The 18,543-nt window shown below is 51.2% G+C and carries 18 protein-coding genes and 2 pseudogenes; 8 read left to right on the top strand and 12 right to left on the bottom strand.

The window, feature by feature from the left end; all coding sequences use genetic code 11:
* From DFR77_RS08530 to DFR77_RS08560, 7 genes and pseudogenes are all read right to left on the bottom strand, one after another.
* A partial coding sequence (locus tag DFR77_RS08530; RefSeq protein ID WP_282957221.1) for an IgG-binding virulence factor TspB family protein occupies nt 1-842 on the bottom strand: 842 nt, incomplete at its 3' end.
* A complete protein-coding gene (locus tag DFR77_RS08535) occupies nt 784-1,101 on the bottom strand; it encodes a DUF1132 family protein (RefSeq protein ID WP_003689167.1) in 318 nt (105 codons plus the stop codon). The genes DFR77_RS08535 and DFR77_RS08530, both read right to left, overlap by 59 nt.
* A gap of 127 nt (nt 1,102-1,228) precedes the next feature.
* The gene (locus DFR77_RS08540) at nt 1,229-1,507 is read right to left on the bottom strand and encodes a hypothetical protein (RefSeq protein ID WP_003691583.1); all 279 of its coding nucleotides are present in this window, start codon (nt 1,505-1,507) and stop codon (nt 1,229-1,231) included.
* 6 nt (nt 1,508-1,513) lie between these two features.
* Complete coding sequence (locus DFR77_RS08545; protein WP_003691584.1) at nt 1,514-1,732, bottom strand: major capsid protein; 219 nt, start codon at nt 1,730-1,732, stop codon at nt 1,514-1,516.
* 73 nt (nt 1,733-1,805) lie between these two features.
* Complete coding sequence (locus DFR77_RS08550) at nt 1,806-2,003, bottom strand: hypothetical protein (protein ID WP_003689600.1); 198 nt, start codon at nt 2,001-2,003, stop codon at nt 1,806-1,808.
* Nucleotides 2,004-2,007: 4 nt separating this feature from the next.
* Nucleotides 2,008-2,298 (bottom strand): hypothetical protein, encoded by a 291-nt coding sequence (locus tag DFR77_RS08555; protein ID WP_012503914.1) that lies wholly within the window; start codon nt 2,296-2,298, stop codon nt 2,008-2,010.
* A gap of 44 nt (nt 2,299-2,342) precedes the next feature.
* A pseudogene (locus tag DFR77_RS08560) lies at nt 2,343-3,687 on the bottom strand (replication initiation factor domain-containing protein).
* 671 nt (nt 3,688-4,358) lie between these two features.
* Here DFR77_RS08560 and DFR77_RS08565 point away from each other — a divergent pair.
* Both DFR77_RS08565 and DFR77_RS08570 read left to right on the top strand, forming a co-directional pair.
* The gene (locus DFR77_RS08565) at nt 4,359-4,763 is read left to right on the top strand and encodes an HIT family protein (RefSeq protein ID WP_003689175.1); all 405 of its coding nucleotides are present in this window, start codon (nt 4,359-4,361) and stop codon (nt 4,761-4,763) included.
* 39 nt (nt 4,764-4,802) lie between these two features.
* On the top strand, nt 4,803-5,984 hold the full coding sequence (locus DFR77_RS08570; RefSeq protein ID WP_003689177.1) for an LD-carboxypeptidase: 1,182 nt from the start codon (nt 4,803-4,805) through the stop codon (nt 5,982-5,984).
* 102 nt (nt 5,985-6,086) lie between these two features.
* Here DFR77_RS08570 and DFR77_RS08575 read toward each other — a convergent pair whose 3' ends face one another.
* A complete protein-coding gene (locus tag DFR77_RS08575; protein ID WP_003691589.1) occupies nt 6,087-8,342 on the bottom strand; it encodes a nitric-oxide reductase large subunit in 2,256 nt (751 codons plus the stop codon).
* A 372-nt stretch (nt 8,343-8,714) separates the two neighbouring features.
* Between DFR77_RS08575 and nirK the strand changes: the two genes are divergently transcribed.
* The 4 genes and pseudogenes from nirK to DFR77_RS14575 form a co-directional block, all read left to right on the top strand.
* The gene (nirK, locus tag DFR77_RS08580; RefSeq protein ID WP_010358784.1) at nt 8,715-9,893 is read left to right on the top strand and encodes a copper-containing nitrite reductase; all 1,179 of its coding nucleotides are present in this window, start codon (nt 8,715-8,717) and stop codon (nt 9,891-9,893) included.
* Between the two features lie 177 nt (nt 9,894-10,070).
* Nucleotides 10,071-10,826, top strand: a complete 756-nt coding sequence (locus tag DFR77_RS08585) for a formylglycine-generating enzyme family protein (protein WP_003702903.1) — start codon at nt 10,071-10,073, stop codon at nt 10,824-10,826.
* 738 nt (nt 10,827-11,564) lie between these two features.
* Nucleotides 11,565-12,242, top strand: a complete 678-nt coding sequence (locus DFR77_RS08590) for an opacity family porin (protein ID WP_249033555.1) — start codon at nt 11,565-11,567, stop codon at nt 12,240-12,242.
* A 45-nt stretch (nt 12,243-12,287) separates the two neighbouring features.
* Nucleotides 12,288-12,383 (top strand): annotated as a pseudogene (locus DFR77_RS14575) (carbohydrate kinase); the annotation flags it as partial.
* Nucleotides 12,384-12,442: 59 nt separating this feature from the next.
* Here the strand turns inward: DFR77_RS14575 and DFR77_RS08600 are convergent.
* The 4 genes from DFR77_RS08600 to serC form a co-directional block, all read right to left on the bottom strand.
* Nucleotides 12,443-13,000 carry a nitroreductase family protein gene (locus tag DFR77_RS08600; protein WP_003691591.1) on the bottom strand — a complete coding sequence of 186 codons (558 nt, stop codon included), beginning with the start codon at nt 12,998-13,000 and terminating at the stop codon, nt 12,443-12,445.
* Between the two features lie 74 nt (nt 13,001-13,074).
* Nucleotides 13,075-14,709, bottom strand: coding sequence for a phosphoethanolamine transferase (locus DFR77_RS08605; protein WP_003689187.1), 1,635 nt, complete (start codon nt 14,707-14,709; stop codon nt 13,075-13,077).
* A gap of 62 nt (nt 14,710-14,771) precedes the next feature.
* Nucleotides 14,772-15,113 (bottom strand): hypothetical protein, encoded by a 342-nt coding sequence (locus tag DFR77_RS14580; protein ID WP_003698696.1) that lies wholly within the window; start codon nt 15,111-15,113, stop codon nt 14,772-14,774.
* Entirely contained in the window at nt 15,110-16,216 is a 1,107-nt protein-coding gene (gene serC / locus DFR77_RS08615) for a phosphoserine transaminase (protein WP_003698697.1), read from the bottom strand. Before serC ends, DFR77_RS14580 begins: the two co-directional genes overlap by 4 nt.
* A 365-nt stretch (nt 16,217-16,581) precedes the next feature.
* On the opposite strand from serC, the gene rimP reads away from it, so the two are divergent.
* Both rimP and nusA read left to right on the top strand, forming a co-directional pair.
* Complete coding sequence (gene rimP, locus DFR77_RS08620; RefSeq protein WP_010358796.1) at nt 16,582-17,013, top strand: ribosome maturation factor RimP; 432 nt, start codon at nt 16,582-16,584, stop codon at nt 17,011-17,013.
* Nucleotides 17,014-17,040: 27 nt separating this feature from the next.
* A complete protein-coding gene (nusA, locus tag DFR77_RS08625; RefSeq protein ID WP_010360573.1) occupies nt 17,041-18,543 on the top strand; it encodes a transcription termination factor NusA in 1,503 nt (500 codons plus the stop codon).

The raw sequence follows: 18,543 nt of genomic DNA on the forward strand, positions 1-18,543 counted from the left end.
GCCTTTATGTATTTGTCGGGATCGGCATCGACTTTCAACGATAAAATCTCTTCCGGCTTTTTGGCATCCATTTCTTCTTTGTATTTCGGATTGCGTTCAAGTTTAAAATAAACTCGATGAATTAAATTATCACCGTTACGTACAAAACAACCGCCGCCGTTCCAAAAAAATTCACAATGACTAAAAGTAGAAAGATGCAACTTTAAAGCAGTATCTTTAGGAATTTCTTCTTTCCGTTTATCCCAAAAAGGACGAGCAATCCTTTCCATTTGACTTTCCATCAGTTGTTTGACTTCGGGGAATCTTTCGTAATCTTTTTCAAGCCGCATAATAGAACTGTCAACGCCATAACAGCCATAGGTTTTAATACCGTTTTCTACGAAGTCCCAAATGCAATTACTATATTCGTAGCCTTTTACAAATTTGTCGGTTTCGGGATCGTATCGGCAGCCTCGTGCCTTTATGTCTTCTTTGAAAGTTTGGTATACGTCGTGGGCTAAAAGGGCTGTTCCGACATAGGGAACCGCCCTTGTGCCGAATTTCGCGCCTTGCCGGACAAGTTTGCCGACCCCCGACAATACGCCGGCGCGGGATACGCTGGCGGTTATTTTGGCGTTGATTCGGGCTTTTGCGCCCGTGGGGATGTGCTCGAAATTTGCCGCTTCTGTGAATTTGGAAAAACTGTTAGAACTTGAATCTAATTTAAAACCAATTGATTTTAAATTATTACTTGATTGAAATTTAATTTGTGATTTTTCTAATCTTACAGGTTCAGAATAAGAATTACTCGAACATAGAATTAAAATCAGAACTATCGGTGTACTCTTGATAAACGAATTCATGAACAGTTTTTCCGTTCTCTTCTGATTTTCTTATAAAAATAACAGACTCATCAGAAAAATAAATCTTCCAAATATTATGTGCGACCCTCTTATTTAAGAAATAAGAGAAGCTCTCTAAAATATCGTACTCTTTTACGTTATTAACAAATTCTTCAAATTCTTTCTGAGCAATAAAAGCCATCGATTGCCCAAAATACTCGCTTGACGGCTGATATTTATAAAGTGCCAACTGCGCCTGAGTGATAAACGGCTTGTTCATGGTTCTGCCTTTCAAAGGTTGTTTTGAAAGCCTGATTTTGACACCATAACTTCATGCGCTCAATCCTTAAACAGAACCGCCCCGATTAATACGGGGACGGCAACGCCGAGATAGAAATAAAAATCCATCATTTCAAAACCTTTTTCAGCAGGGAAACAAAGTAAACGGACGCGAGGACGCCGAATACTATCCGGCCTGTTTCAAGACCGCTTTGCAGGTTGTCTTTCGGACTGCATTCCGCCAATGAAAGCCTTAGCGGCTGACCGTCCGACATCTTCCACATGCTGCCGTTATATTCCGGCCTGATTATCTGTCCGTTTTCTTGGATTCTTGGTACTACCAAGCTGAAATAAAGGTTTTCGGCCCGGTGCTTCTCAAGACATTTATTTCCGACTTGGCAGTACATGCCGCCTTACTTCATCACCCTCTTAACGATGGAAAATACAAAAAGCGCGGCGAAAACGCCCACTACAATCCAACCGGCTTCCATACCGTCCGCTTTTGCGGCTTCCAAAGCGTTTTTTGCCGTTTCGGGCAACGCTGCGTTTGCCTGTGCCGCCAAAGCCAGCGGGGCGGCTGTTACAACAGCCAGTTTTGCGCCGTATTTACGGCAGGTGTTAATAAATTTCATGATATTTTCCTTCAAAAAGTGTTTGGCGGTAATGGATGGAGAGTTTTTCAGACGACCGCCGAACATCCGAAAATCAGTCTTTCAAAAATCCGAATACGACAAATTCGCATTGGTTGCCGATTTCTTCCAAACCTGCGTTAACCGCTTCTTCGAAGTCGTAGAAATAATCGGCATTGGTAATTAATTTGGTATGTCCGATGTCGCCCGTTTCAGGAGAGAGATACAGAAAGTCCCCTGTTGATACGGACTGGACAACATAGACTTTCTGCATTCAATCAGCCTTTCTTAACGAATTGAAAACCGGTGACTTTCAGTTTTTGAGTTTTGCCCGTAGTGACGATTTCCACGTTCAGGTTTGCTTCGATCGGAAATTGGGCGTTTCGGAACTGCTCGAAATTGGCAGAGCCGCCGAAATCGTATTCAGTAGTAGAGCTGCCCAATGCGTTGCCTTGGGAGCTGTCTAAGGGTGTGGCGACAATCAGGCGGCAATAGTCGAAGCTCTTGCCTTCGATTTGTCCGTTGAATTTTTTAACGCCGACGATGTGGCCTTGAAGTTGGATGTTCATTTTTTGGTTTCCTTGTGTGATTAAACGTCTTTCGGGCAGACACTTTAAGCCCATGAAATCGGTAGTCTTGCGAATTTGTCGTAAATGAAGTTGTTATAGCTTTCTTCATTGTTGACGTGTTTTTGCTGTTCAAGCTGTTTTTCAAGATTCTCGTAATATTCGTACATATAATAAGGGTCATTGTACGGTTTGAATGCGGGCTGTTCATGAATGACTTGAGATTTCAAAAAGGCGCAGTCGTAGGCTTCGAGAGCCAAAGACTTGGGCAGCTTGTGATGACTCGGCTCAATCAGTTCAAACAGTTTGGCTTTGTCCAATTCGGGAAAAATGAATTTCAGACCGTTTGCCGCACGTCCGAACTGTTTTTTTACCCATTCAAGGCAGCGGTCGGCTGAAACAACCTTATCTTCCTTAACCGCGTGTATGCGCGTTGCCTTTTGGGCGAATCGTTCGCAAATGGGATATGCGCCGCCGAAATATTCGCCCGGATTCTGCAAAACTTCGAAAGGGATAACGATGTCTTTTGCTTTGAATTCAATTTCAAAGCGCGTCCATGTGCTTGTTTTATCGCCCAACTGCTTGCCTTTTTCATAGACGCGGACATATTTGGACGATTCACGGGAGCCGATACCATAGGTCTTGCCTTTGGTCATTTTGGCTTCATCGTCTTCTTCCCAATCCGACCCCAAACATTCGCCCTTCGGTTTGACGTGATGGCACGTAAACAAACCTTTATTGCGGTCTTCTCTTGCCTGATTCGGGCTGTACTCTCCGTTGAAAAAGTCTTTTGCAATGTCAACGCGCGTTATTTTTGGACGAATCGCATTTGTCAGAAAATCAAAAAGCCTTGATTCCCATCCAATATTTGCAGCATTGCAGCCTACCGCCGTCAATTCAACCAACATCGTTTCACGTTGGCCGCCGTAATGGACGCGCCCGTATTGGGCATTTTCCGTTCCCATCAGCCAGCAGCCTTCATAGAAACGCCCGCCCGAATGCTTGGCTTTTTCAATGATTCCGAATCCGAAAATTTCCTCCATCTTGGCGGAAGCCGCGCGTATGAAATCGTCATCATCGAACAAATCAAACGAAAGTCCATAAACATGGAAAAACGTGTCTTCATGAATTGAAAATGTGATTTGGTCAATGAAAGCCGAATCTGATACACCGCGCCTAAGAGGAACGCCTAACAGGTTTCCTTTACCGTCCGTTATGTACGTTTCGTAACATTCGAAGACTTCCTGAACCCTGCCCGCCGTTTCGGTTTCTGTACCCCCCCTGTTAGATAAGGGGGGGAAGATTCGAGGCGGTTGCCGGCTTCCTGCCGTCCGCCGGCGCCTCCGTCATCACGCCGGCAACCGCCTTTGTCATCCCTTGCTTATCTCCCATTTGCGAATCCTCAAAAACGGGCAAAAAAAAAGCCCTGTTACTTGTAGAAAGTAAAGGGCGTTAATTTTTGTTAATCGCCCCTTCTTAGGGACGCAATATATAAGGTTTCAGACGGCATTGTTCTCCCGCCGTCATTCCCGCGCAGGCGGGAATCCGGAACGTAAAATCTAAAGAAACCGTTTTATCCGATAAGTTTCCGTGCCGACAGGCCCGGATTCCCGCCTGCGCGGGAATGACGGGATTTTAGGTTTCTGATTTTGGTTTTCTGTTTTTGAGGAAATGACGGGATTTTAGTAACCGTAACAACTGCCTGCGCGACGGCTAAGGGGCTTCAGCAACCGTAGCAACTGCCTGTGTGGGAATGACGGACAATGGGCTTCAGACGGCATCTCTTGCCTTCCGCTAAAACAGTTTGCCGCACAACTGTTCAAACGCGTCCGATATGTTTCAACACACAGGACGACACATAAAGCACCGCCCTATATGTCGTCCTGATTCGGAAGGGGTTACGCCCCTCCCAAATAAAGTCTGATCCTGCCGCCCTAAAGGGCGGGGTTTCAACCGAAAAGGAAACACGATGAAGTGGTACAATTAACGGCAATGCGGACAGACAAATTAAACTATCAGAAATTGCCCTACCGTTTTTTAAACACTTTCAGGAATAAGGAAAAATGACCGCCCAACCCTGCCCCATCTGCACGGCACAAGATGAAGATATTTTGCTGCAAACCCCCAAGCTGCGCGTCATCGCCGTCCATAACGACAGCGGTTCGCCGGCATTCTGCCGCGTCATTTGGCACGGACACATTGCCGAAATTACCGACCTTTCGGCAGCGGAACGCGGCGAATTGATGGAAATGGTGTACAAAGTCGAAGCCGCTATGCGCCAAGTGTTCCGGCCGGCAAAAATCAACCTCGCCAGCTTGGGCAATGTCGTGCCGCACCTGCATTGGCATATTATCGCCCGCTTTGAAAACGATGCGACTTTCCCTGCGCCGATTTGGGCAAACCCCGTCCGAAAACACGGTATGACCCTGCCGCAAAATTGGACGGAACAGCTTAAAAAGCTGCTTTAAACCCGCCGATGCCGTCTGAAACCGTATGAAAGGGAAATTATGACCGAACCGACCTCCCGCCGCCGTTTTCTGAAAACCTGCACCGCCGCCGGCGCGGGGCTGCTTCAGGCTTGCGGCACATCCGCCACATCCGTTCCGCCCCTTCCCTCTTCCCATTCCGTTGTGAAAGCCCGAACCGTGCCTCTCCAAACGCCACGCCGTCAAAGTTCGGACGGCAACCTTCTGCGCGTTGTCGCTTCGTCAGGATTTGCCGAAGACACCAACCGCGTCAACACAGCCTTAACCCGCCTTTACAATGCCGGTTTTACCGTAACCAACCAACAGGCGGGCAGCCGCCGTTTCCAACGGTTTGCCGGCACGGACGCGCAACGCGCGGCAGATTTCCAAGAGGTCGCCTCCGGCCGCGTCGCCACGCCTAAAGTGCTGATGGGCTTGCGCGGCGGTTACGGTGCGGCGCGGATTCTGCCGCATATCGATTTTGCTTCGCTCGGCGCAAGGATGCGCGAACACGGCACGCTGTTTTTCGGATTCAGCGACGTATGCGCCGTCCAACTGGCATTGTTGGCAAAAGGCAATATGATGAGTTTTGCCGGCCCGATGGCTTATAGCGATTTTGGCAAACCTGCCCCCGGTGCGTTTACGATGGATGCCTTTATCAAGGGGACAACCCAAAACCGCCTGACCGTTGATGTTCCTTATATCCAACGCGCCGATGTCGAAACCGAAGGCACGTTGTGGGGCGGCAACTTAAGCGTCCTCGCCTCGCTCGCCGGTACGCCTTATATGCCCGACATCGACGGCGGCATTTTGTTCCTCGAAGATGTCGGCGAACAGCCCTACCGCATCGAACGTATGCTCAATACGCTGTATCTTTCGGGTATTTTGGGCAAACAGCGCGCCATCGTGTTCGGCGATTTCCGTATGGAAAAAATTCGAGATCTCTATGATTCGTCTTATGATTTTTCCGCCGTTGCCAAGCATATTTCGCGCACGGCGAAAATCCCCGTGCTGACGGGCTTCCCGTTCGGACACATTGCCGACAAAATCACTTTCCCTCTGGGCGCGCACACCCGAATCCGTATGAACGGAAACGGCGGCTATTCGGTCGCGTTTGAAGGCTACCCCACACTCGATGCGTCCGCCCTGACTTTGGATACCCTGCTCCCACCGCCGGATTTGCCTATCTTCCCCGAAAGCGGTGTTGCCGATATTTCGGAATAAACCCGCAAACGGACAAATGCCGTCTGAAGCCTTCAGACGGCATTTTCCTGTAAAAAAAACCGCACCTGATGGCAGGTGCGGTTTCCATTTTCAGGCTAAAACTTATTTGTCGCGGCCGAATACGATTTTAGTGGCTTGGATGGCAACGCAGATTGCACCGCCGATAAAGATTAAGTCGGGGGCAGTGCGTACCCAGCGCAGGGTGTCGAGGATTTCCATTTGCAGGAATTCTTCGCTGCGGGCATACCACAAACCGTGCGTGATAGAGGCGTATGCCTGAATCACGCCGACAGGCAGCAGGCTGATGGCAATCATACCGACCAAGCCGCCGTTGAGCAGCCAGAAGCCCCAAGTCATCAGTTTGTCGTCAAACCGCGCGTTCGGTTTCAAGTAGCGCGCAACCAACAATACGAAGCCCAATGCCAAGAAACCGTACACACCGAACAAGGCGGCGTGCGCGTGAACGGCGGAAGTGTTCAAACCTTGGATATAGAACAGGGAAATCGGCGGATTGATCAGAAAGCCGAATACGCCGGCACCGATCATATTCCAAAAAGCGACTGCCACGAAGCACATCAGCGGCCAACGCAGGCGTTTCGCCCAGTCGGACAGGTGTTGGTAAGACCAGTGCTCGTATGCCTCGCGGCCCAGCAACACCAGCGGCACGACTTCCAAAGCGGAGAAGCAGGCGCCGATTGCCATAGAGGCGGAGGTAGAGCCGGAGAAGTACAGGTGGTGCAGCGTGCCCGGAACGCCGCCCAACATAAAGATGGCGGCAGCGGCCAAAGTGGAGGCAGTGGCGGTACTGCGGCGGACAAAGCCCATATTGTAGAAGACAAAGGCAAAGGCGGCAGTGGCAAATACTTCAAAGAAGCCTTCCACCCACAGGTGGACCACCCACCAACGCCAGTATTCCATTACGGCAATCGGGGATTTTTCGCCATAGAACAGGCCCGGTGCGTAGAACACGCCCACGCCGACCATAGAAGCGACAAAGATTGCCAGCAGGTTTTTGTCCACGCCTTTTTCTTTGAAGGCGGAAACCGTGCAGCGCAACATCAGGAACAGCCACAACAGCAGTCCGACCATCAAAAGGAGTTGCCAGAAACGTCCCAAATCGAGGTATTCGTAACCTTGGTGTCCGAACCAGAAGTTAAATTCGGGAGGAAGGATGTGCGTCAACGCGAAGAAGTTGCCCGCGTAAGAACCGCCGACCACGATGAAGAGGGCGATATAGAGGAAGTTCACGCCTGCACGTTGGAACTTGGGATCTTTGCCGCCGTTGACAATCGGCGCGAGGAACAAACCTGCCGTCAAAAAGCCGGTTGCAATCCAGAAGATGGCGGATTGGATGTGCCAAGTACGGGTCAGGGCATAGGGAAACCAGTCGGACATTTCAAAGCCCAACGCCTCGTCAATGCCGTAGAAACCCTGACCTTCGACGGTGTAGTGCGCGGTCAGGCCGCCCAGCAATACTTGTACCACAAACAGGGCGACCGTCAGGAAGACGTATTTGCCCAATGCTTTTTGCGAAGGGGTCAGTTGGATTTTGGAAATCGGGTCTTCAGACGGCACTTCCACTTCCTCGTGCTTGGTCAGGAAGGAATAACCCCACATCAACAAACCGATGCCCATCAAGAGCAGTACGACACTGGTAAACGACCACATGTAGTTTTCAGTAGTCGGTACATTGTTGATCAAAGGCTCGTGCGGCCAGTTGTTGGTGTAGGTAAAGACCTCGCCGGGACGGTTGGTCGAAGCAGACCAAGAAGTCCAAAAGAAGAAGTCGAACAGTTTTTCACGCGCTTCTTGGCTTGGCAATGTGTTGTTTTTCATTGCAAAGTGTTCGCGGGTGGTTTGCAACTTGGGATCATCGCCGTAAACGCCGTGATAGTAAGGCAGGATGCTTTCGATGGCTTTCACGCGCGTATCGCTGATGACGACGCTGCCGTCTTCTTTAATACGGCTTTGATTGCGGTATTCATCGGCCAAGCGGGTTTTCAGAACGGCTTGTTCTTCAGGGGAAACTTCATCGAATTTTTTGCCGTAAGCCTGTTGCGCGGTCAAATCCAACCAGGCGGACAACTCACGATGCAGCCAGTCGGCCGTCCAATCCGGAGCCTGATATGCGCCGTGTCCCAGAATCGAACCGACTTCCATGCCGCCGGTAGTCTGCCACGCAGACTGACCTGCCAAAATATCGTCTTTCGTCATCAGCACTTTGCCGGATGCGGAAACGACCTGTTCGGGGTAAGGCGGGGCTTTCTTATAAACCTCGCTGCCCATATAGCCAAGAATGGTAAAGCATACCGCCAGAACGGCAAACAGCAAGTACCACAGCTTCTTGTACTGTCCCATTTTGAGAGCTCCTTTTAATAAATCAGTTGTTTAAAATTCACAAAATATGAATGTTAAAGATTGTAGCATGGTTTACCGCGCAAATAAACATTTGTTCAAACAAACTCACATATAGAACAAATACATATATGATAATAACTATCATTATTCTTTACTCGGAAATTGCCCTGCCTTTGCCTGCTCTGCCGGAGCCCCTAGCAAATCAGCCTATTCATTGTAATTTTTAGTAGTTATAAAGTATTAGAAGCGTCATTTTAAGTTCATATTTTATGAATTATTTGACTTAAATTAAAATGCCCGCAATGGGACAACCGCATAATCACACCAAGTTCTTAACTAATCCCCCTACTTTTCTTACAAAAGGAAAACATTATGAAACGCCAAGCATTAGCCGCAATGATTGCTTCCTTATTCGCATTGGCCGCCTGCGGTGGCGAACAAGCTGCTCAAGCCCCTGCCGAAACCCCTGCCGCTTCCGCAGAAGCCGCAAGTTCCGCCGCACAAGCTACCGCCGAAACGCCTGCAGGCGAACTGCCCGTCATCGATGCGGTGACCACCCACGCTCCCGAAGTACCTCCCGCAATCGACCGCGACTATCCTGCCAAAGTACGCGTAAAAATGGAAACCGTCGAAAAAACCATGAAAATGGACGACGGGGTGGAATACCGCTACTGGACATTTGACGGCGACGTTCCGGGCCGTATGATCCGCGTACGCGAAGGCGATACGGTTGAAGTCGAATTCTCCAACAATCCTTCTTCTACCGTTCCGCACAACGTCGACTTCCACGCCGCAACCGGTCAGGGCGGCGGTGCAGCCGCGACCTTTACCGCCCCGGGCCGCACTTCCACATTCAGCTTCAAAGCCCTGCAACCGGGCCTGTACATCTACCACTGCGCCGTCGCGCCGGTCGGTATGCACATCGCCAACGGTATGTACGGTCTGATTTTGGTCGAGCCTAAAGAAGGCCTGCCGAAAGTGGATAAAGAGTTTTACATCGTCCAAGGCGACTTCTACACCAAAGGCAAAAAAGGCGCGCAAGGCCTGCAACCGTTCGATATGGACAAAGCCGTTGCCGAACAGCCTGAATACGTCGTATTCAACGGCCACGTAGGCGCTATCGCCGGCGACAACGCCCTGAAAGCCAAAGCAGGCGAAACCGTGCGTATGTACGTCGGTAACGGCGGCCCGAACTTGGTGTCTTCCTTCCACGTCATCGGCGAAATCTTCGACAAAGTTTATGTTGAAGGCGGCAAACTGATTAACGAAAACGTACAAAGCACCATCGTGCCTGCCGGCGGCTCTGCCATCGTCGAATTCAAAGTCGACATCCCGGGCAACTACACTTTGGTCGACCACTCCATCTTCCGCGCATTCAACAAAGGCGCGTTGGGGCAATTGAAAGTAGAGGGTGCGGAAAACCCTGAAATCATGACTCAAAAATTGAGTGATACCGCTTACGCCGGCAGCGGCGCGGCTTCTGCCCCTGCTGCTTCCGCACCGGCTGCTTCTGCCCCGGCAGCCTCTGCATCCGAAAAAAGCGTTTATTAAATCGGATACCCGTCATTAGCGGGACAAACCACTGCCGCCGTACTTCATTACGCACGGCAGTGGTTTTTTAACAACCAATCTTTCCTTTCGGAAGATTGATTTTTCAGACGGCATTCGCGGCTTTTTGTTTAAAATGCCGTCTGAAAAATCAATGCTAACCGCCTGTCAGGAGGCTTTATGAAGTACGTCCGGTTATTTTTCCTCGGCACGGCACTCGCCGGTACTCAAGCGGCGGCTGCCGAAATGGTTCAAATCGAAGGCGGCAGCTACCGCCCGCTTTATCTGAAAAAAGATACCGGCCTGATTAAAGTCAAACCGTTCAAACTGGATAAATATCCCGTTACCAATGCCGAGTTTGCCGAATTTGTCAACAGCCACCCCCAATGGCAAAAAGGCAGGATCGGTTCCAAACAGGCAGAACCCGCTTACCTGAAGCATTGGATGAAAAACGGCAGCCGCAGCTATGCGCCGAAGGCGGGCGAATTAAAACAACCGGTAACCAATGTTTCCTGGTTTGCCGCCAACGCCTATTGCGCCGCACAAGGCAAACGCCTGCCGACCATCGACGAATGGGAATTTGCCGGACTTGCTTCCGCCACGCAGAAAAACGGCTCAAACGAACCCGGCTACAACCGCACTATTCTCGATTGGTATGCCGACGGCGGACGGAAAGGCCTGCACGATGTCGGCAAAGACCGCCCGAACTACTGGGGTGTTTATGATATGCACGGGCTGATTTGGGAATGGACGGAAGATTTCAACAGCAGCCTGCTTTCTTCCGGCAATGCCAACGCGCAAATGTTTTGCAGCGGCGCATCTGTCGGGGCGAGCGACTCGTCCAACTATGCCGCCTTCCTCCGCTACGGCATCCGCACCAGCCTGCAATCCAAATATGTCCTGCACAACTTGGGCTTCCGCTGCGCAAGCCGATAACCCCTTCAATTATAGTGGATTAACAAAAACCAGTACGGCGTTGCCTCGCCTTGCCGTACTGGTTTTTGTTAATCCGCTATATTCCGCCATCTCTAAGATTTACAGCGATACACGGGTAATTTAAGGAATGCCCGAACCGTCATTCCCGCAACTTTTCGTCATTCCCGCGAAAGCGGGAATCTAGAATCCCGGACTTTCAGATAATCTTTGAATATTGCTGTTGTTCTAAGGTCCGGATTCCCGCCTGCGCGGGAATGACGAATCCATCCGTACGGAAACCTGCACCACGTCATTCCTACGAACCTACATCCCGTCATTCCCACGAAAGTGGGAATCTAGAAATAAAAAGCAGCAGGAATTTATCGGAAATAACTGAAATTCAATACCACAAAAATCTACCCGAAATGATATAGCGGATTAACAAAAATCAGGACAAGGCGGCGGGCCGCAGGCAGTACGGATGGTACGGAACCGGTTCGCCCGGTGCTTGGGCGCCTTAGGGAACCGTTCCCTTTGAGCCGGGGCGGGGCAACGACGTACCGGTTTTTGTTCATCCGCCATATTTGTGTTGAAACACCGCCCGGAACCCGATATAATCCGCCTTTGAAGCATCAGTGAAAATCTTTTTTTAACCGGTTAAACCGAATAAGGAATCGAAAATGAATCCAGCCCGCAAAAAACCTTCTCTTCTCTTCCGCAGCGCAGGCGGCAAGTGAAGACGGCGGCCGCGGCCCGTATGTGCAGGCGGATTTAGCCTACGCCGCCGAACGCATTACCCGCGATTATCCGAAACCAACCGCTCCAGGCAAAGGCACAATAAGCACGGTAAGCGATTATTTCAGAAACATCCGTACGCATTCCATCCACCCCAGGGTGTCGGTCGGCTACGACTTCGGCGGCTGGAGGATAGCGGCAGATTATGCCCGTTACAGGAAATGGAACGACAATAAATATTCCGTCGACATAAAAGAGTTGGAAAACAAGAATCAGAATAAGAGAGACCTGAAGACGGAAAATCAGGAAAACGGTACGTTCCACGCCGTCTCCTCGCTCGGTTTGTCAGCCGTTTACGATTTCAAACTCAACGATAAATTCAAACCCTATATCGGTGCGCGCGTCGCCTACGGACACGTCAGACACAGCATCGATTCGACCAAGAAAACAGCAGAGATCGTTACCTCCTTCTATGGTAGCGGAGCGCCTACGGTTTATCATCCTCAGGAAAAGACGCGAAGCACCTATCGCGAAAGCGACAGCATCCGCCGCGTGGGCCTCGGCGTCATCGCCGGTATCGGTTTCGACATCACGCCCAACCTGACCTTGGACACCGGCTACCGCTACCACAACTGGGGACGCTTGGAAAACACCCGCTTCAAAACCCACGAAGCCTCGTTGGGCGTGCGCTACCGCTTCTGATTCGCCGATTCCGATGCCGTCTGAACCTTCAGACGGCATGAGGCCTTTGCCTGCGCACTTGGTGCGCTGGTCGCCTCCGAACATGGCGCAACACCCGACATTTCCGCCGAACGCATCGGGCGTTTCATAAACCCGGTTTAAAATGCATGGAAAAATGCCGTCTGAAAGCCTTTCAGACGGCATTTTGTTTGAGATTCCGTTTACCAATGGCTGACAAACGCTTCCAAATCGGTATTCTTGGGCTTATGCACTTCCTCTGTCGGCGTGCCGACCATCATCAGCCCGATGATTTTATCCTTATCCTCGCAACCGAAAGCCTCCCGCAACAATGGGCTGTTGACCCACATCCCCGTAATCCAGACATTGTCGAATCCCTGAGCCGTTGCCGCCAGTTGCAGCGCATACGCCGCACAACCCGCCGTCAGCATCTGCTCCCATTCCGGTTTCGGCTTAGGCACATCGCGGTTCGGCACAAACGTTACCCCGATGACCATCGGCGCCATATTGCCCACTTTTTCCGCCTTTTTCATCGCATCGTCGCCGAAATTCAGTTCGGCAACCGTTTGCTTCAACACATCGCGAAAACGTTGCAATCCTACCTCGCCTTGAATCACGGTAAAACGGAAGGGGCGCATGTTGCCGTGATCGGAAACTTGGGTTGCCGCCTGCAATATTTGTTCCAACTCCGCCGCATCGGGGGCGGGGTGCTTCAGCTTTTTGGAAGATCGGCGGTTCGTCAATAATTTTAAAGCATCCATATCGTTATACTCCGGTCATCGGTCGGGTGTTTCGGACACATATGCCGTGAAGGCTTCAGACGGCATATCCGGCATCAGCGCGGACGGCGGCAGGCTGCCAATATATCCATTTCCTTCCGATAGGTTTGGCTGTTGGAAATGTCCATCAGCCCCAATACCGTGCTGAAATAGTGGTCGTGCGAATATTCGTTTTCCGCCGCTTTTTGTTTGAGGCATTGGAAATCTATGCCCCCGTGTTGGCGGAAGGCTTTGGAAAACCACATAACCATCGGGATATGCGTCTGTCCGGAAGGCGCGATGGCGTAAGGCGCGGCGTGCAGGTACATCCCGTTTTCGCCCAAACTTTCGCCGTGGTCGGAAACATAATACACCGCGCTTTCCAAATCGTCGCGGTTTTCAAGTTTGCGGATAACCTTGTCGATAAACTGATCCACATACAAAACCGTATTGTCGTAAGTGTTGACCAACGTGGCGCGGGCGCATTTGTCGATTTCGTTGGTATCGCATGTCGGCGTGAATTTGCGCTCGGCTTCGGTATAGCGTTCGTAATACGTCGGCCCGTGGCTGCCGATGGTATGCAGGATTAAAACCGCGTCTTTATCGTTTTTGTTGAGGGCTTCGTCGAACTTGGTCAACAGGATATTGTCGAGGCACTCGCCGTTGCGGCAGTATTCGGGCAGGTTGAGCGAGGTAACGTCGGTATTCGGCACTTTGCCGCACACGCCCTTGCAGCCGGAATCGTTTTCCAACCAAGTAACTTCCACGCCGGCGCGCTGTACGATGTCCAGCAGGTTGTCTTGGTGTTCGGCTTTGATTTCGTCATAATCCGTGCGGTCGAAGGTTGAGAACATACACGGCAGGGAGTGCGCGGTCGATGTGCCGCAGCTTCTGACCTGCGGGAAATTGACAATTTCATCGCCGCGCGCGGCAAGCAGCGGCGTAGTTTGGCGACTGTAACCGTTCAAACCCCAGTTGGCGGCACGCGTGGTCTCGCCCACGACCAGCACCACGAAACGGCGCAGGCTGCCGGCCGGCCGGTTTTGCACGACCGCCATATCCAATTGCGTATAAGGAATATTGGAACGCTTCCAATCTTTGTATTTCGACACGCCCGCGCCGATGAAATTAGACGGCACAATCAGATGGGTTACTGATTTATTGTTGCGGAAAAACGAGGCGTAATCCTGATATTGCAACATCGCGATGCCCAACGCGCACAAAAAGGAAACGGCGGCAAGCACAAGGCGCGTCAAAAGCTCCTTATACCAAACGCGGTATTTGACCTTGACGGCGATATATGCCAGCGCAGGCAATACGCCCAAACATACAATCCACAGCACATAGCCCGGCGTAATCAGGCGCGCGCTTTCCGCCGCCGTGGTTTGCAAGACATTATTCAACATCGACTTGTTGAAATAGATATTGAAAAATATTTCTTGGTAAGACACCGCCGCACTGATAACCAATATCAATGGAATCAACACTTTATGCACAAAAGGCAGGGCAATGACGTGAAAAACGAAATTACTTAAAAAAAACAGCACCACCGGCATCGTATAGAGGAAGATGTCCGCCCCGGTGTCGTTAAAAGGGCGAAGTTCGACAACTTTGGCAAAAAAGGCGTAATTCAATACCAGCGAAGAATACAGGGAAAGAAAGGCAATCAGCGCGGAAGAGCCGAGCTTCGGCCTCAGGTTCGGTTTTATCATTTGGAATGTGTCGGATAAGGGTTGGAAAAGGCATCCGGAATCCGGATTATTGAAAAAGATTCTTAATTATAAGGCAACGGAGCAAAGCAGGGCAAGAAAACGAGTAGGCGGCGCGGGGGTTTCCGCCCGCCATTCAAACGTCCGGCAGACATAAAAACATCGTAAGCAAAATTCGAACCGGTCTGCAACCGCCCCTGCCGGAAAAGCGGGCAAAGCATTTCATATTGGAAAAACCCGGACGCGCCGCCGACGGGACAGTCCGGCACAAACAGCATCACGCCCGGATTGAAAAGGACGGATAGCCGCCGGCAGCGCAGTTTTACCCCGCATCCCCAACCGCCGCCGGAGAACGCCGAAACAGCCGATGCCGTCTGAAACACATTCGGGCGGCATTTGAAAATCAACCGTAACGCCGTTGGAAATCGCGCATAAAATCTGCCAAAGCCCGCACGCCTTCAAGCGGCATCGCATTATAAATGCTGGCGCGCATCCCGCCGACAGACTTATAGCCCTTCAACAGGCACAAGCCCTGCAACTCGGCTTCCAACACAAAACGGCGGTCAAGCTCCTCATCCCCCGTTTGGAACACGACATTCATTTTAGAACGCGCATTCGGACGGATACGGTTGATATAGAAACCGCCGCTGCCATCTATCGTCTCATACAAGGTTTGCGCCTTCAGCCGATTGACCGCTTCAATTTTTTTCACACCGCCCTGCGCCTGCAGCCAGCGGAACACCAGCCCCGACATATAAATCGCGTAAGTTGACGGCGTGTTGTACATACCGTCGCGGTTCAAATGAGAACGGTAGTTGAACACATCGGGAATATCGTTCGGACAACGCTCGAGCAAATCCTCACGCACAATCACCACCGTAACTCCTGCCGGCCCGATGTTTTTCTGTGCGCCTGCGTAAATCAGTCCGTAGTCGGCAACATCAAACTCGCGCGACAGAATCTCGCTGGACATATCGCACACCAACGGCGGCAGGCCGTCTGAAAGCTTGGGGACGATTTGGTATTGCAGGCCGTTGACAGTTTCATTGACGGCAAAATGGACAAACGCCGAATCGGGTGCAACATCCCACGTTTCCACAGGCGGCAGGTCAAGATAGTCGAACTGCTCGCCCCCGTGCGCCGCCAAACGGATTTCCGTATCGGTCAAACGGCTCATCTGTTCATAGGCGATACGGCTCCAGTTGCCCGTTACCACCGCGTCGGCAGTGCGGAAACCGTGTGCCAGATTCATGGCTGCCATATTAAATTGGGTTGTTGCTCCGCCCTGAAGAAACAATATCTTATAGTTGTCAGGCACTTTCAAAAGCTGCCTCAAATCCTGTTCCGCATGATGCAGGATGCTCAAAAACATTTCCGAACGGTGGCTCATTTCCATCACGGAAAAACCCGTACCGTTGTAGTCCGACATTTCCTGCTGCGCCGTCCTCAACACAGCTTCAGGCAACACGGCAGGGCCGGCGGAAAAATTGTAAATCGGATAAAGAGACATGATGCAGCCCTGGTTCTGAACAATAACCCGCCCGATTTTAGGCTTGCAGCAGGCTTTGTGCAAGGATGGGAAATACCTGTCCTCCGCCCGATTCCATGCCGCCCGAACACGGAAAATAATATCAATATATTGATTTACAAACATAAAAATCATGCTAGCGACAAATAGATACATTTGTTTTGTCAACAATATTCACGATTTCCCATTACAAACCTCCCGTACACCCGCTTTTTTCCGTCCCAAAAACACAAAATAAATCAACACTTTCATTTCTCCGCAAAAGCGGTTATAATCACGCCGATTTTTCAACTTTTGACGAAAAATGGCCACGGGGCCATTTTTTTATTATGTACATAGGGAGCAGCATGGATATTCAAACCATCCTCGAAAAAACCCTGCCCGGCCTGGGATACGAACTGGTCGATTTCGAACTGGCCGCGCAAGGAACATTGCGCGTGTTCATCGACAAAGAAGGCGGCATTACCGTCGAAGACTGCGCCACCGTCAGCAACCACTTGAGCCGCGTCTTCATGGTTGAAGACATCGGCTACAAAAACCTGGAAATTTCCAGCCCCGGACTCGACCGCCCCTTGAAAAAAGCCGCCGACTTCGTGCGCTTTGCCGGTCAGAATGCCAAAATCAAAACCCGCCTGCCGATAGGCGGTCAGAAAAACTTTATCGGTAAAATCGAAGGCTGCGAAAACGACACTGTTACCGTTTCCTTCGACGGCAAAACCGTGCAAATCGAATTGGGCAACATCGACAAAGCCCGCCTGCGCCCCGAATTCAAATTCTAAAACACAGCAATATTGGAGATGTTCAAAATGAGTCGTGAAATGTTACAGCTGGCAGAAGCACTGGCAAGCGAAAAAAACGTTGATGCGGAAGTCGTCTTCCAAGCACTGGAATTCGCACTCTCTACCGCCGCCAAGAAAAAGGCAGACCGCGAACACATGGACGTGCGCGTCCAAATCAACCGCGATACCGGCGAATACCAAACCTTCCGCCGCTGGCTGATTGTGGCCGATGAAGACTATACCTATCCCGATGTCGAAAAAACCATCGAGGAAATCCAAGAGGAAATCCCCGATACGACCATCCAAATCGGCGAATACTACGAAGAGCAGCTGCCCAACGAAGGCTTCGGCCGCCAAGCGGCGCAAACTGCCAAACAAATCATCCTGCAACGCATCCGCGATGCCGAGCGCGAGCAGAATCTGAACGAGTTCCTCGCCGTCAAAGAAGACATCGTGTCCGGCACGGTCAAACGCGTCGAACGCCACGGCATCATCGTCGAAGTCGTTGCCGGCAAACTGGACGCGCTGATTCCGCGCGACCAAATGATTCCGCGCGAAAACTTCCGCAGCGGCGACCGCATCCGCGCCCTCTTCCTGCGCGTCGAAGAAATCGGCAACACCGGCCGCAAACAAATCATCCTGAGCCGTACTTCCGGCGATTTCCTCGTCAAACTGTACGCCAATGAAGTACCTGAAATTGCAGGCGGCATGCTTGAAATCCGCGCTGTCGCCCGCGACCCGGGCCAACGTGCCAAAGTCGCCGTCAAAGCCAACGACCAGCGCATCGATCCGCAAGGCACCTGTATCGGCGTTCGCGGTTCGCGTGTCAATGCCGTCAGCAATGAATTGTCCGGCGAGCGCATCGACGTTGTCCTTTGGTCGCCCGAGCCTGCCCAATTCGTCATGAGCGCGCTCTCACCCGCCGAAGTCAGCCGCATCGTCATCGACGAAGACAAACACGCCGTCGATGTCATCGTTGCCGAGGACCGGCTCGCGCTCGCCATCGGACGCGGCGGTCAAAACGTGCGCCTTGCTTCCGACCTGACCGGCTGGCAGCTCAACATCATGACTTCCGCCGAAGCAGACGAACGCAATGCGGCAGAAGATGCCGCCATCCGCCGCCTGTTTATGAATCACTTGAATGTAGATGAAGAAACCGCCGACGTACTGGTTCAAGAAGGTTTTGCAACCTTGGAAGAAGTCGCCTATGTTCCTGCCGCCGAACTGCTTGCCATTGAAGGATTTGACGAAGAAATCGTCGATATGCTCCGCAACCGTGCCCGCGATGCCATCCTGACCATGGCGATTGCTGCCGAAGAAAAACTGGGCGAAGTGTCCGACGATATGCGTAACCTCGAAGGCGTAGATGCCGATATGCTCCTCAGCCTTGCCGAAGCAGGCATTACCACCCGCGACGACTTGGCAGAGCTTGCCGTGGACGAACTGATTGAAATCACCGGTGTAAACGAAGAAACTGCAAAAGCCGTCATCCTGACCGCACGCGAACACTGGTTTACCGAAGACAAATAA

It is taken from the genome of Neisseria gonorrhoeae (genome assembly GCF_003315235.1).
Classification (GTDB): domain Bacteria; phylum Pseudomonadota; class Gammaproteobacteria; order Burkholderiales; family Neisseriaceae; genus Neisseria; species Neisseria gonorrhoeae.

What these genes read in the sequence shown, in the direction of transcription:
- DFR77_RS08535 (WP_003689167.1), bottom strand. Translation starts at nt 1,101, where the DNA reads ATGAACAAGCCGTTTATCACTCAGGCGCAGTTGGCACTTTATAAATAT.
- DFR77_RS08540 (WP_003691583.1), bottom strand. Translation starts at nt 1,507, where the DNA reads ATGTACTGCCAAGTCGGAAATAAATGTCTTGAGAAGCACCGGGCCGAA.
- DFR77_RS08545 (WP_003691584.1), bottom strand. Translation starts at nt 1,732, where the DNA reads ATGAAATTTATTAACACCTGCCGTAAATACGGCGCAAAACTGGCTGTT.
- DFR77_RS08550 (WP_003689600.1), bottom strand. Translation starts at nt 2,003, where the DNA reads ATGCAGAAAGTCTATGTTGTCCAGTCCGTATCAACAGGGGACTTTCTG.
- DFR77_RS08555 (WP_012503914.1), bottom strand. Translation starts at nt 2,298, where the DNA reads ATGAACATCCAACTTCAAGGCCACATCGTCGGCGTTAAAAAATTCAAC.
- DFR77_RS08565 (WP_003689175.1), top strand. Translation starts at nt 4,359, where the DNA reads ATGACCGCCCAACCCTGCCCCATCTGCACGGCACAAGATGAAGATATT.
- DFR77_RS08570 (WP_003689177.1), top strand. Translation starts at nt 4,803, where the DNA reads ATGACCGAACCGACCTCCCGCCGCCGTTTTCTGAAAACCTGCACCGCC.
- DFR77_RS08575 (WP_003691589.1), bottom strand. Translation starts at nt 8,342, where the DNA reads ATGGGACAGTACAAGAAGCTGTGGTACTTGCTGTTTGCCGTTCTGGCG.
- nirK (WP_010358784.1), top strand. Translation starts at nt 8,715, where the DNA reads ATGAAACGCCAAGCATTAGCCGCAATGATTGCTTCCTTATTCGCATTG.
- DFR77_RS08585 (WP_003702903.1), top strand. Translation starts at nt 10,071, where the DNA reads ATGAAGTACGTCCGGTTATTTTTCCTCGGCACGGCACTCGCCGGTACT.
- DFR77_RS08600 (WP_003691591.1), bottom strand. Translation starts at nt 13,000, where the DNA reads ATGGATGCTTTAAAATTATTGACGAACCGCCGATCTTCCAAAAAGCTG.
- DFR77_RS08605 (WP_003689187.1), bottom strand. Translation starts at nt 14,709, where the DNA reads ATGATAAAACCGAACCTGAGGCCGAAGCTCGGCTCTTCCGCGCTGATT.
- serC (WP_003698697.1), bottom strand. Translation starts at nt 16,216, where the DNA reads ATGTCTCTTTATCCGATTTACAATTTTTCCGCCGGCCCTGCCGTGTTG.
- rimP (WP_010358796.1), top strand. Translation starts at nt 16,582, where the DNA reads ATGGATATTCAAACCATCCTCGAAAAAACCCTGCCCGGCCTGGGATAC.
- nusA (WP_010360573.1), top strand. Translation starts at nt 17,041, where the DNA reads ATGAGTCGTGAAATGTTACAGCTGGCAGAAGCACTGGCAAGCGAAAAA.